This window comes from Algoriphagus persicinus (assembly GCF_035156415.1).
Lineage (GTDB): Bacteria > Bacteroidota > Bacteroidia > Cytophagales > Cyclobacteriaceae > Algoriphagus > Algoriphagus persicinus.
Map to the genome: position 1 here is coordinate 1 of NZ_JAYEEY010000005.1, position 13,828 is coordinate 13,828.

At 40.7% G+C, this 13,828-nt stretch carries 8 protein-coding genes; 2 read left to right on the plus strand and 6 right to left on the minus strand.

All coding sequences use genetic code 11. From position 1 onward, the window contains the following. Window positions 1-287: 287 nt before the first annotated feature. The 6 genes from U3A58_RS05310 to U3A58_RS05335 are packed head-to-tail and all read right to left on the minus strand — an operon-like array spanning window position 288 to window position 5,513. Window positions 288-656: a hypothetical protein gene (locus tag U3A58_RS05310; protein WP_323822359.1), complete on the minus strand. Its 369-nt coding sequence runs from the start codon at window positions 654-656 to the stop codon at window positions 288-290. Window positions 657-668: 12 nt separating this feature from the next. Further along, window positions 669-818, minus strand: a complete 150-nt coding sequence (locus U3A58_RS05315; protein ID WP_323822360.1) for a DUF5989 family protein — start codon at window positions 816-818, stop codon at window positions 669-671. 1 nt (window position 819) lies between these two features. Continuing rightward, a complete protein-coding gene (locus tag U3A58_RS05320; protein ID WP_323822361.1) occupies window positions 820-1,977 on the minus strand; it encodes an SGNH/GDSL hydrolase family protein in 1,158 nt (385 codons plus the stop codon). A 2-nt stretch (window positions 1,978-1,979) separates the two neighbouring features. Further along, on the minus strand, window positions 1,980-3,857 hold the full coding sequence (locus U3A58_RS05325) for a carbamoyltransferase family protein (protein WP_323822362.1): 1,878 nt from the start codon (window positions 3,855-3,857) through the stop codon (window positions 1,980-1,982). Between the two features lie 27 nt (window positions 3,858-3,884). Continuing rightward, window positions 3,885-4,559 carry a nucleotidyltransferase family protein gene (locus U3A58_RS05330; RefSeq protein WP_323822363.1) on the minus strand — a complete coding sequence of 225 codons (675 nt, stop codon included), beginning with the start codon at window positions 4,557-4,559 and terminating at the stop codon, window positions 3,885-3,887. Window positions 4,560-4,562: 3 nt separating this feature from the next. Further along, entirely contained in the window at window positions 4,563-5,513 is a 951-nt protein-coding gene (locus U3A58_RS05335) for a polysaccharide biosynthesis protein (RefSeq protein WP_323822364.1), read from the minus strand. 118 nt (window positions 5,514-5,631) lie between these two features. On the opposite strand from U3A58_RS05335, the gene U3A58_RS05340 reads away from it, so the two are divergent. Continuing rightward, window positions 5,632-6,486 carry a class I SAM-dependent methyltransferase gene (locus tag U3A58_RS05340; RefSeq protein ID WP_323822365.1) on the plus strand — a complete coding sequence of 285 codons (855 nt, stop codon included), beginning with the start codon at window positions 5,632-5,634 and terminating at the stop codon, window positions 6,484-6,486. 183 nt (window positions 6,487-6,669) lie between these two features. After that, window positions 6,670-13,815, plus strand: a complete 7,146-nt coding sequence (locus tag U3A58_RS05345; RefSeq protein WP_323822366.1) for a PKD domain-containing protein — start codon at window positions 6,670-6,672, stop codon at window positions 13,813-13,815. Window positions 13,816-13,828 lie beyond the last annotated feature (13 nt).

Here is a 13,828-nt window from a genome sequence, read left to right on the forward strand (position 1 = left end):
TCCTTTTTTATAAATCCATTACCCTAAACACCCGAAATAAACAGAGCAAGTCGGAAAACGCCTATTGCTAAAGAGTTAAACAGTAGTCAAAAAAATAGAGACCGATTTCAGGAAATCGGCCCCTATTGAATAAAAAAGGCTGTCTCCAATAATGAAAATCAATATGAGACAGCCACTTTTTTGTTGTGATTTTATTTGCCAGCTGCGACCAGAGAATAACTAAACAACTGCGACCTCTGCGAAAGCTCTGTGCCCTCTGTGGTTAAAAAACTGCGGTTAAAAAAACCTTACCAAGGATTCTTCAAATCCTCAGCTTTGAATTGCTTATTGACCTCTTTATATGCAGTACTGACCGGTCTTTTAATTAGTAATGGATCTGATTTTGAGAAAAAATTAGCTAAAAAAGCGATAGGAGTAAGGAACAAATAGAAAATAGCGCCAAGCAGGATATTGGGCACTATCATACTCAACAGCTTGGTTAATTGAAACCAAACCCATTCAATCTTTTTACTGATCCATTCAGATAGAATACTTAGGATACCTATCGCAAATGCTACGAAGAGAATCCATTTTAAAGAGAAAATAAAGTAAACTAAAATTAACCCAGTACAAATGACCAAAACCGTTTTGCTGGGATCGCTTTTTAATGCTTTCATTAAGCTGTTGAATTAAAACAAGGTGTAGATAAAAGGTGCCAATGCACTGCCTCCACCAAAAATGATTAATACGCCTAATAATAAAAGAACGAAGATTACCGGCGCTAGCCAGAACTTTTTTCTTTCTTTCATAAAGGCCCAAATGTCTTTCAGGAAATCCATCTTAATTGGTAAAATATGTTTGTTGAATAGTGTTAGAAATCAGATCCGTACTCAATGAGATCCCGCCTTTATTGAAGTGGCAATCGTCATAAAAGTAGTCCTTGGTTTTTGGAATTAAGCGTTCCAAATCTAATAAGTCCAAAGAATCTTTCACAGCAAGCTTATGGATAGATTGGTTCATCTCGGTTAATTTCTCAGCCAATGCGGCTTCAGGATAGCGCTTGTCACCAATTCCCACCATCCAATGCGAATTGGAGAGATTGTTTTCCTCTTGACTATTCCAAGTGAATGTCTGTGTCAAAAGTAACAAGTCTATATTCTGGCTGGTACATATTCCAATAAAACTTTCGATGTTTCTTTCATAGATAGAAATATCAATGTCCGGCAAGGAAGATTCAAGAGGTAAACGCTGCACTTCCTGTACTTTGTCTTTATAATTTGTACTCAGAAAAATAGTCTTTCTGGCACTTTCCTCTTCGGTATTTAGCACATTGATCAGCCTTCGGATCAGTTGAAAATTGCTGAGGAAAAACTTAAGATCAACTAGCCAATTTCGTTCTAACTCTGTTGATTTGACAGGATAATGCAGGTAATCGTATCCAGCTGCAAGTCTGTTAAGATCATTAATTCCGGGGAAGAGTATGAGCAAATCTGGCTCTAAATGCACCAGTCTATGGCCTAGCATGGCCAAGTGATCCGGACTGGCATCACCCGATTTCCCGGCATTATATACTTTAATGCTTTTATCCGGATTTTCAGTTTGTAGCTTCTCCTGTATCTGCCTTTCAAAACCTAGCGCATCGTCAATAAACAGATTTTCCGTAGTACTTCCTCCTACTAAGAAAATCCGGTATTCGTCCATGGGCTTGGGAGAAATCAATGAATCTCCCCGAAATCCCATATTATTGGTAGAAAAGGTTGCGGAAGAATCCATCAAGGGTAAGTCCGATTCAATTTCAAACGTATAGGATACCTTTTTAGGAAATTGAGATTCTATATACTGATTGTTGATCGGAGCTGTATTTTTATACTTTGCAAATGGATCTTCCACCGGAGCTACTTTCCAAAGGATAATTTCGACAAGCACCACCATGATCAATAGCATGGGGACTGTGATCGTAAAGAAAGATTTGATATCGCTTTTAGAAATCAAGCCCATGATCAATCCTTTTTAAAGGTTACCATCCATTTTTCTTTGTTTTCCCAATCAGGCTGATCCGTCTTGAAAAACACATATTCGTTGATTACCAACACATCCATTTCCGTGCTCATAAAGCAGCGGTAGGCATCATGTGGAGTACAAACGATAGGCTCACCTCGCACATTAAAACTCGTATTCACTACAAGTCCATAAGACGTTTGGCGTTGGAATTCTTTGATTAAGTAATAATACCTAGGGTTGGTGTTTTCATGTACTGTTTGGATTCTCGCAGAGAAGTCCAAATGGGTAACTGATTGTATATCACTACGTTCCTGATACAGTCTTTCCCAAAGCCCCATGTTATTGTAATCAGTAGGAAGTTCTTTTCTCCTAGATTCTTTTACAGGTGCTACTAATAGCATATACGGAGAAGGCTCGTCTAGATCAAAATAGGTGGATACGTCCTCAGCCAAAACAGAAGGAGCAAAAGGCCTAAATCCTTCTCTGTATTTGATTTTTAAATTGAGCTTCTTTTGCATTTCAGGATTTCTGGCATCTCCCAGAATACTCCTGTTGCCAAGTGCTCTAGGTCCAAATTCCATTCTACCCTGAAACCAACCTACTACCTTGCCTTCTGAAAGCTCTTTAGCTACCACCTGATACATGGCAGCTAGCTCCTCGTATTTAGTGTAGCTGCCTTTTACTTTACGGCTCATCAGCTCTATTTCCTTGCTGGAATAGGAGGGGCCTAAGTAGGAACCCAACATAGAATCCGGCTGATCTGCCTTTATCCTTTCCTGTGCGAATGAAATATAGGATGCTGCCAATGCAGCTCCTAAAGCTCCACCAGCATCACCTGCTGCAGGCTGTATGTATAAGTTTTTAAAAATCCCTGATTTTTGAAGTTTCCCATTGGCCACACAATTCAGTGCAACCCCACCGGCCATCACCAGATTCTCCGAATTGGTAAGTCTTTTGGCTTCCATCGCCATTTTAAGGACAATATCTTCAGTTACTCTTTGTATAGCCAATGCTAGGTTACAGTGGATTTGTTCCAATTCACTCTCTTCACCCCTGCGTTCGATTCCAAAAAGATCCTTCCACTTATTGTCATGGACCATTCTCAAGCCAGTGGCGTAATTGAAATACCTTTGATCTAACCAAATAGATCCATCAGGGTAGATTTCAATTAAGTTTTCCTTGATTAATTTTTCAAATCTGGAAGTTTCTTCAGAGTCAGGGTTTCCGTAAGGAGCCAAACCCATTAGTTTATACTCTCCGGAATTCACTGTAAAACCCAGGTAATAGGTAAATGCACTATATAACAGACCCACTGAATGTGGGAAATTTAATTCCTTCAGCACCTCTATGGAAGCGCCTTTTCCATGTCCGATGATTGCGGTACTCCACTCACCCACACCATCAATGGTCAATATAGCCGCATCTTCATAGGGAGAAGGATAGTATGCGCTGGCGGCATGAGATAAATGATGCTCAGGAAAGAGCATGGTCAAGTTTGCTGCCTTGTAATCCTCTACCTCTTTCAGGCCTTCTCTAATCAATTTTTTAAGGAACATTTTTTCATTTAACCATACTGGCATGGCCTTGGCAAATGAAAGGAAGCCCTTAGGTGCAAACTTATAATAGGTCTCCAACAGTCTCTCAAATTTTAAGAGGGGCTTATCATAGAAAACTACCGCATCCAATTCATCAATTGAAAATCCAGCTTCTTCCAAGCAATACCGAATGGCATTTACCGGGAAATCCGGTGTATGTTTATCCCGTGTGAAGCGTTCCTCCTGTGCTGCTGCGATGATTTTTCCGTTTTCACAAATTGCTGCTGCAGAATCATGATAAAAAGCTGAAATGCCAAGGATTTTAATAGACTTGTCTTGCATGGATAGTTTTTAACCTTTTTTGGGTGATCAGGCTTGTTGATTGTTCATCAAGCTTAATTGCTCAATGGTATCAATTGTAAACCATTTCTCAGGAAATACAGAGGAGCAAAATAATTGTTTTTTGGAAATCAATTCTTTCCAGATATCCCCGAAATCCTCTACGGGAGACATGAGCTGATTGATTTTACGCGGATTTATGATTTGTATTCCTGAGCAATAAGATTCAGCGGGATCATTTCTGTCAAGTTTGATCACATGATTATTTTCATGATGAATAAAATCCCCAACTAAGCCGGGAATTGGTAATACCGGGACTACCATGCAGGCAGGACTATTCAACCGCTCATATTCTGAAAGCAGAGATTCGATTTTGAGATCAGTGACATTATCTGAAGTCAAAACCAAAACAGGCTCATCCAAATTGGCCATCAGGGTATTAAATATCCACCAGGAATTACCTTTGCCTTCGGTGTTGAAGACAGAGTGAACACCTAGCTCTATGACATGTTTGGCAAGTTCCGCCCCTTTATAGCCCACTGTAATATGAAGGTTTGGCACATGCAGAACCAATTTTTTGATCCCATTAGCAATCAGGGTAGAACCCCAAAGTGGGGCCATTGGCTTGGGGATTATATTGGTGAGAGGAGCCATGCGAGTGCCCCTTCCTGCAGCCATGATTAAAGCATGGTTTATCTTATTCATGTTTTATTGCTCCTCAATAGGAGGGTTGTTGATGATACTTACTATCTCCTCTCGGGATAACTTCTCGGTATTTGCTGAGGAAAGTCCAAAGGAAATAGGATTGGCAACTTTATCGTTGAAAGAAATCAAATAATGCTTAATCCCATCAAACTCCAGTTCTTCGGTATAAGCAAGTTCCAAATCTCCAATTAAAAACTCATCATCCCGCTCTCCTGGTCTGCCCTCTATTTTCTCCCATTTACCTCCTTTTTCCTCAATCCAAGTCTGAAGTATATCCTGCATCTGGGCAGCTTTCATGTGCCGTGAAAGCACTTTTCCTCTCGCTATATCAATGTTGTCCATAGCTGTCACTACCAAGTCCACAGCTTCATCTACAGAAAAGAAAAATCTTCTCATTTCAGGGCCTGTAGTTCCAATTACTCCGGTTTCCTCCAGCATTTTCTTCCAGATAGTCAACACAGATCCAGTTGACCAGGCCACATTACCATACCGTACAGCTGTGAATTTTGTGGCAGATTTGTCGTCCATAGCGCAGAAAATACGCTCCATGATACTCTTGGACATTCCGTAAATGTTTCTTACCGGAGGAGCAGCCTTATCTGTGGAGATTCCTATTACCACAGGGATTTCTCTTTCTACGGCTACTCTTGCTACATTCTGTGAACCCAGCACATTGACATCCACACATTCCATCGGATATTTCTCTGCCAAATCCACAAACTTGGTGGCGGCAGCATGAATTACTATGTCCGGCTTGAATTCTACAAAAACATCCCTCACTGATTCAATATTACTTATATCGAGTGGTGCTACCTGGCAGCCAGTGTATTTGGATGCAAAAAGATTTTGTTTATTATTTCTACCTGTTAATATTACTTGGTAGTCGTTTTTTAGCTTTAAAGCTAGGTTTCTACCCAAAAAACCGGTACCTCCGGTTATCAAAATTGTCTTCATCCTATGAATTACATTGAATTTTACGTCCGCAAATCTAAGTAATCCTTATTTGTTTCCGTTTTTTTTCTTACAAATAATGCCAATTGTAGATAATGGCTTTTTATTCTTTCTTTGATTAATGAAAAAATACTTAAAACAAAAGCTGTCTAGTATTCTTCTGAAATTAGTGGATTCCAGTTTTTCTTGGAGTTTTTATAAACCTTTTGCTGAAATGAATGCTGAGATTTATGTCAAGAAAAAGCAAGAGGAAAATTCTAGAGCCCAGATACAGTTTTTTGAAGAATATAGGTATTTGATTTCAGATTCGGTAAAGAACGGCCCTTTCAAAGGCTTAAAGTATCCTTTCCTAAGCTCTTTACATTCTACGCTATTCCCTAAATTATTGGGATGCTATGAATTTGAACTTCATGAGATCCTCGATAAGGTGTTTCAAAAGACATATTGCTCTATTCTGGACATAGGCTGCGCAGAAGGCTATTATGCAGTGGGGCTTGCCAGAAAATTTCCTGACTCCATAATCTATGCGGCTGATATTAATCCAGAGGCAAGAGAAAAAACCAGAGTTATGGCTAGTTCAAACGGAGTATTGATGAGTGATAGATTTCGGATTCTTGAAGAAGTGACAACCGACTTTCTTTTGCAACTGGATCCCGCGCAGAGACATTTGATCTTTTCGGACTGCGAAGGGTACGAGGCTAGTCTGATTTCAGATGAAGTGATTGCCCATCTTAGTAAATCGGACTTTATTGTGGAAATGCATGATTTTATTTCCCCAGGTATTTCGGATGTATTGACAAAGCGCTTCGAACACACGCATTCTATTCAGCTAATAAAAAGTATAGATGATGTGTATCGATATAGGGAAATTCAAAATCCTGAAATCCTGAAACTCCCTATAAAAGATCAAATAAATATTCTTGCTGAGAAGAGACCTACTCAAATGGAATGGATCTTTTGTGAGCCCAAAATTTGAAGTAGGTTTTAAAATTCATAGATATTTCGAGGTTTCATGGCAAAGTGGTTCTATTTTTGACCTAAATTGAATTATTGAATAATTCATTGATTACCCATAACTAGTGCCGGTATTTAACTAATACCACAAGAATTACTTATGAGCAAAAATTCGTACTCAAAACTTTTGATTTTTTTGCTAATAATGCTTTCGAGCTTGGGGGCAATTTTCGCCATCTCCCCATTTAGAACTAATGACGATAGGCTAAGCCAATTGTCTGAAAGGCTTGAGGCTTTATCTAAAATTGCCTCAGATACAATTCCCGGATCTGGTAATGCACGCACCTTGGCTGATATAGTAATTCCCATTCGGGAAGGTTTTCCTTTTTGTGAAACTTTTACCAGCCCTGACTTAAGAGAGAATATTGAATTTGGAGGAACTAATAATAAGGTAAAATTGACAGGGAGTGCCTTGCAATTAACCTCAAATGGCCAAAATGAAAATGGTTATATGTTCGTTGATATACCCTTTTCATCTGAATTTGGCTTAAAAGTATCCTTCGAATATTCCTCATTTGGTGGCATACCAGATATGCTTGGCAGAAGAGCAGATGGCGTTAGTTTTTTTATGTTTGATGGCACTATTACAGCTTCAGAATTTATTATTGGAGGTACTGGCGGAGCATTGGGATATACCGCAGTGAGAGCTACTTTAAATGAAAATACCTTGATAAGTGAAGGATTAAAGGGCGCTTACATAGGCATTGGGTTTGACGAGTTGGGGAATTTCGGGAACTCTAGAACTGGGAAGTTTGGAGGTTTTGAAGATCCAAATAACGATGATGCTCTTGACAATACTCCATTATTTCCACACTCTGTGGTAGTAAGGGGACCCGTTGATGGCCCGCCCCCAACTGCACCTTCAACTCCTTTTAAGGATTGGGATAGAGTTAATAATTCTCGGAATTTCACGACAGCATCAATAACTGAGCCTCGTTTTGAGTCTTATAAGTTTATTGACGGGCGAATCTTTGACCCAGCTAGTGTAGGAATAGCTAGTACTTTCCCTCCTGTTTCTGTTGCTCAATACCTTCATGACCCGGAAAGATTTGAATTTGATACGGATTCATTTGCAGTAGATTGCTTAGATGAAGGATATCGAAAGGTCTTTTTGGATTTGAGGCCGATAACCCTTCCCGATGGGCGCAATGTATATACCGTTGAAATATTAATGTTGGTTAATGATGCTGCATTAGGAGGATTAAAGTTGATAAATGTTTTTGATGGCCCAATTCCATACGATTTTGAGGCTCCAAAACTTTTAAAAGTTGGATTTGCTGCGGCTACGGGAGATGGTACTAACTTTCATAATATTAGGAATGTTACCGTACAGGTTTCTGACGAAGATGGATTGGAAAAACCACTGGTTGACCGCTTAGATGAAGAGGTTTGCGAAGGGGAGTCCAATACCTTTGAACTGGATGTAGAGTTAAAAAATGACGTCGACAATGCCTTTATAAGATGTCTTCAATTATATTACACAGAAGCAGAGGCAGAACAAGTGGTTTTAGACGATGCTATTAGTATTCCATTTCCAAGTACTCCCCCAGCCCCTGCATCAACTTATTGCCCACCTGGCAACTGCGCAGATCTTCTTTGTAGTCCTGAAAGAATCTCCAGGCCTGCCTATGATAATGTGACAGACGAGCTTGCAGGACAGTTTCAAGTCCTGTTGGTCCTGGAGGGAGGGATAGAGGTACCTAAGGTGAGGTTTACCCCTCAGCCAGGATACGCTGGAGTGACCACGATCTTTTATACTGCCACGGACAACTTCGGTCAGGTCTCCGATCCTAAACCTATTACCATCACTATTAATCCTCAGCCTGATCCTATAGTCACCACCCTTGATCCTTTGGTTTGGGAGCAGCAAGAGACAGCTGCAATCAAGGTGCTATTTAACATTGAGCCTGTAGAATCAGGAGATACATATAAGTGGTTTGAAGATGGCCAGGTGATCCCGGGACAAACTGGCACAAGTTATACTGCTACCTCTGCTGGTGATTATACTGTAGAAGTTACCTCGGCCTTTGGTTGTGTTGGCACTTCTGCACAAGCAGTAAAGCTGCTCATAGTTCCTGATTTAAATCCTGATTTTAATAATACACCTATTCGTGAAACCTGTCAGGAATTAGGGAAAATATCAGTCAGTATTAATGGTGCGGCGGTGACAGGAATAGATTCAGATGGAAATCCAGGAAATGAAAAGTGGAGAATAGTTGACTTAGGAGGAAATATAGTCTTTGACTCGGGTAATATAGCAGGAGAGGGTTGGACATTTTTAGCATCCGGACAAAATTCTATCGATTATGCTGGTCTTCCTGCCGGTGATTATATTTTCCAACTTGGGGATGAGTTTCGGTCCGGTCAACCTGGGTCTGATGGCCAACCACTTTTTAGACATGTAATGCCTTTTACCATTTTGCCGATTGAGAATCCTCTTCAGATTACTTCGGTAGTAGCGGTGGATGAGCTTTGTTTTGGAGAGGGCGGAAGTATTACAGTGGAAGGTGCAGGTGGCGATGGCCCAGCTACTTATGTTTTTTCTATTACGAATGCCGCTACAAGTATTTCTTATACTCCTTCCTCCGTGACTGGTTCGAAAGCACTATTTGAAAACTTACCTCAAGGAAATTATAACATTGACCTGAGTAGTGGTACACGCTGCCAGATAACTGATTCGGGGACTGTTTCCGGGCCTACTTCACCTCTTTCTATTAGCTTGATAGATTCAGATGGTACCTCATGTGGCGTCTCTACCAGTGCTTTTGCTACTTGGGAAGTGATAGGTGGTACCCCTGGGTATACGTTAGTGAGCCTAACCAAAGATGGTGCTCCAGTTCCTAGCCCAAGTTTAGCTCAAAATGCAGGTGTATTCGCTTTCACCAACCTGACTATAGGCACCTATATACTCACTGTAAAAGACGCGAATGGTTGTGAAATTACTTCCCAGCCTATTCAATTAAATGATATTCCGGCTCCTGTGTTCGAAGTTTCTGATGCCGTAGCCTGTGAAGGTCAGGTAGTAACCTTATTACCCACTATTATAGACATCAGCAATTCCTCTCCTGTCTTTACCTGGAAAACCCCAACAGGGACAGTGATCACCAATGGTTCTACCATAGCAGGAGTTACCTATACTTATTCAGATCATGACTCTAATACGGCTACGCCAGATCAATTAAGCATTTCCGGTTTATCTGCTGGAGTTTTCCCTTATACTTTATCAGTTACGGGAGACTATACCTGTAATTTCCCCGATCTGGTAGCTACAGTTACTGTATCTGAATACCCACCGGTACAGGAGGTTTTGACCAAAAACTTGGATTGCTTTGAGGATAATTCTGGTGAAATGGAAGTTGTAATGGAGGCTGGAGCTGACCCTACTGCTTTTTCCTATGAAATTGTTGGGGTTCAACCGATTCAGGATAGCCCTGTTTTCACCGGCTTGCCTGCCGGTACTTTTCAAATACGGGTCATCAATAAAGTTACTTTATGCGAGACGATTATTGATGATGTAGAAATTACCCAGCCGGATTTGTTAGAAATTCTTGACTTGGATTTCACTAACCCAACTTGCTCCTCTCCAAATGGTACGATCACCTTTACATTAAATGGAGGTACTCCAGCTTACGTAGTTGAAGTGAACGGGAATCCACTTTCAGATTATACTAACACAGTAACTGGTACTAACTACCTACTTGAAGATTTGGTACCAGGTGATTATAGCATTGTGGTGATAGATGGGCGGCTATGTCAGACTACTTCGCCTACAGTTACTTTGGTAAATGATGATTTGGACGCCATATCCACGGTTGATTTGGATGAGGGAATTTGCTTTGGTACCGATGTGACTTTGACTCCTCAAATCAGTACTCCCGGAGCTTATACTGTTACTTGGTTCAAAGATTCAGCTGGGTCTATACCTATTACAAATACTCCAGCACCTGATGCTGACGGGTTGACTTATCAGATAAATTCTGCAGATTTCAGCCTGACTATCTCTGGACTAAAAGAAGGAGCTTTTGCTTATTACTATAGAGTAGAAGGGGCTCAATTATGTCCTGATTACATTTTTGAGGCGAAAGTCTCTGTTTTCCCAGAATTGGAAGCTACGCTATTGCCTACCAATGAAATATGCTATGAGCTATCTGATGGGACTATTACTGTAGAAGCAAGCGGTGCCAACGGGGATTATGAATATAGTCTAAATGGAGGCGTCTTTGTCAGCAATAATGTTTTTGGGAGTTTGAGTCCCGGTGATTATGCCATTGAAATAAGAAGTACAAATGGCTGTTCCATAATTGAAAATGTCACCATTGAAGGGCCTTCAGCTCCGATTACTATCAATACTCCGGATATCTTAAGAGCTAATTGTGATTTGCCTAATGGAATTATCCAGAATCTCAACATTTCAGGAGGATGGGGAACTTACCAAGTAGAATGGAGAAAAGGATCTGCCACAGGAGCTATTGTCCCTGGAGATGAGACAGGAGCTTCGGATTTATTTCCGGATACTTATTTCCTTATAGTATCGGATTTAAATGGATGTACTGAGATTTTTGATTTTGAGGTTGAAGAATCATCGGATCCGGTTTATCAGCTAACCCAACCTCAAGAGAGTTGTGAAGGAGATGATATTTCCATTTCTCCTGTTCATTTAGCACCTGATCCTACTTTACCTCCTGCAGCAGCTACGGAAGTGAAATGGTATAAAAATTCCGGACAAAATAACGAGATATTCACAGGCACAGATCCTCAAAATCCAGCCGTTTCTTACCTCATTGATGATAGCGACTGGCTAAATCCTAAGATTACAATTTCGGGACTTGAAGCGGGTACTTATACCTACTATTTCTATGTAGTATGTACCGGAGCAGAATTGGAAGTGGACGTTACGGTTTTTCCTACACCAAGAGTCACGTTCGATGTGCTTTCTATCAGCTGTTTCGGCTCTCAGGATGGTAGGATTTCAATAACTTCAGGAGAGGATCCTAATTTTGTTTACTCTATAAACGGTGGTGGATCTATAGATCAAGCTACCTTAGAATCCACTTTATTTGACGCAGGTACTTATACGATTTTAGTGGAGCAAAATGGAGTTGGATGCCCGTCTGAGTTATACACAGTAGAGGTTTTAAGTCCAGATGAGGCATTGGCATTTGAAAAAATTGTTCCGGTTGACCCAAGTTGTGGATCGCCTACAGGTATATTATCAGGTAAGGTTATTGGAGGATGGGCTCCATACTCGATTACCTTGACTGAGGGAAGCACTATATTAGCTACCCAAACATCCACAGATGGCCTGTTTAAATTCGAAAATCTATTGGAGGGTGATTTTGATTTGGAAGTGACAGATGACAGAGGCTGCGTTATCACTTCTCAGGTAGTTACACTTACCTTTGGGCCTACCAGAGTGGATGTGGAGGATACCACCATTTGTGAAGGTGAAATTGCCATTCTAACGCCTACCATGGCACCTTTCAATTCAGCAGGGGTGTTTAAATGGTATTTTGACAGCAATAAAACAACAGAGATTATTTCCTCTCCAAATCCTACTGCAGATGGTAAAATTTACCAGATTTCCGCACAGGGAGTACTGACCATTGAAGGTGTCACACCAGCTGATACGCCTATCAATTACTATGTGGAAGTAATAGGAACGGATATATGCGAAGGATTCTTGGCCTCCCCAGAAGTAATCATGGTCAACAAGCCACTGATTACCCCTCAGGTTCACAATGAAGCTTGCTTTGGGGATAAAGGGACTATCATCCTTTCCGCCATATTAGGCAATGGAACCTATACCTATAGCCTTGATGGGGTTAATTATCAGTCAAGCAATTCCTTTGAAGTTTCGCCAGGAAACTATTCAGTCTATGTAGAAAGCGCAGGCTGTATTTCCCAGCTGGATGATATTGAAGTTCTAGGTCCGGATTCCGCCTTAGCTATAGAAAATCTAACTCCGGCAGATCCTACCTGTAATACTGCTTCAGGAAGTATAACTGTAGAGTATTCAGGAGGCTATACGAGTGGCTATACGTTGAGTTTGAAAAATCAAGGTCAAGTCATTGCTACACAAACTTCAGCTTCTCCAGTGGTATTCAGTGATCTGCCTGCTGGTACCTATACAGTAGAAATTTCAGATGGGTCATGTACTATCTTGAGTGACTCTATAGAACTGACTTCTCAGGACACTCCAATCCTAGCGGATGATGTTGTCATCTGTGAAGGAGAAGATGCTTTGCTGGTGCCTTCTACCACCCAAGTAGCAGGATCACCTCAATTTGTCTGGTATTTTGATGCTGACGGAACTCAAGCGATTCCATCTGGTGCTGCTATTGATGGTGTTCTTTATCAAATCAATACTACCGGAGAGTTGAACATTTCTGGATTACTAGCCAATAACACCGCCTACACTTATTATGTGACGGTGACAGGAGATGGTATCTGTCCTCCTGATTTATTGCCTGTAAATGTAAAGGTAAATGCAATTGCTAATCTGAGAGTTTCGAATCCTTCAATCGTATGTGACCCCAATGAAACAGTAGATTTAAGGAATTATATAGAAGGCTTCAATAATGCAGGATACGACTACATGATAGTAAACCCTTCGGGTAAACTGTTACGACTGGAGGATATTAATGCGGTGAGCCAAACAGGAGATTATGTAGTGCAAACAAGCCTGAAAGGCACTGGCTGCTGGTCTCCACAGCAAAGAATTCGAGTAATCGTATCGGATGAATTATTGGTTCCTGATTTTGAGTACGAAGCGGATTTAGGAGGAGGTGTCATTATTCCTAATGCAGAAATCCAAATTCTTGAAGACGTTCTCTTTAATGATCTCTCCACGGGCAAAGTGGTCATTTGGAACTGGGACTTCGGTGACGGCACGACTAGTTCAGCACAAAATCCTACGCATCAATACCAACAAAAAGGTGCTTACACGATCACCTTGACTACTATAGATCAGTTTGGATGTATGGCAGAGATTCAAAAAGTGATTCAGGCATTTGATGATTATTTAGTGATTGTTCCCAATGCATTTACTCCTACAGGAGCAAAAAACCTGTTCTTTAAGCCAGTCTATAGAGGAATAGTCAGCATGGAATTCTATATTTTCAGTACTTGGGGCGAATTGATCTACCAAACGGAGCAACTTGAAACAACAGGATGGGATGGAACTGTAAACGGAAAAGCAGCACCAAATGGCAACTACGTTTACAAAGGTATATTTGGAACTAAATCAGGTGAGGAAGTTCAAAAATCTGGTACTTTTGTTCTAATCAGGTGATCTAAAGCGACAG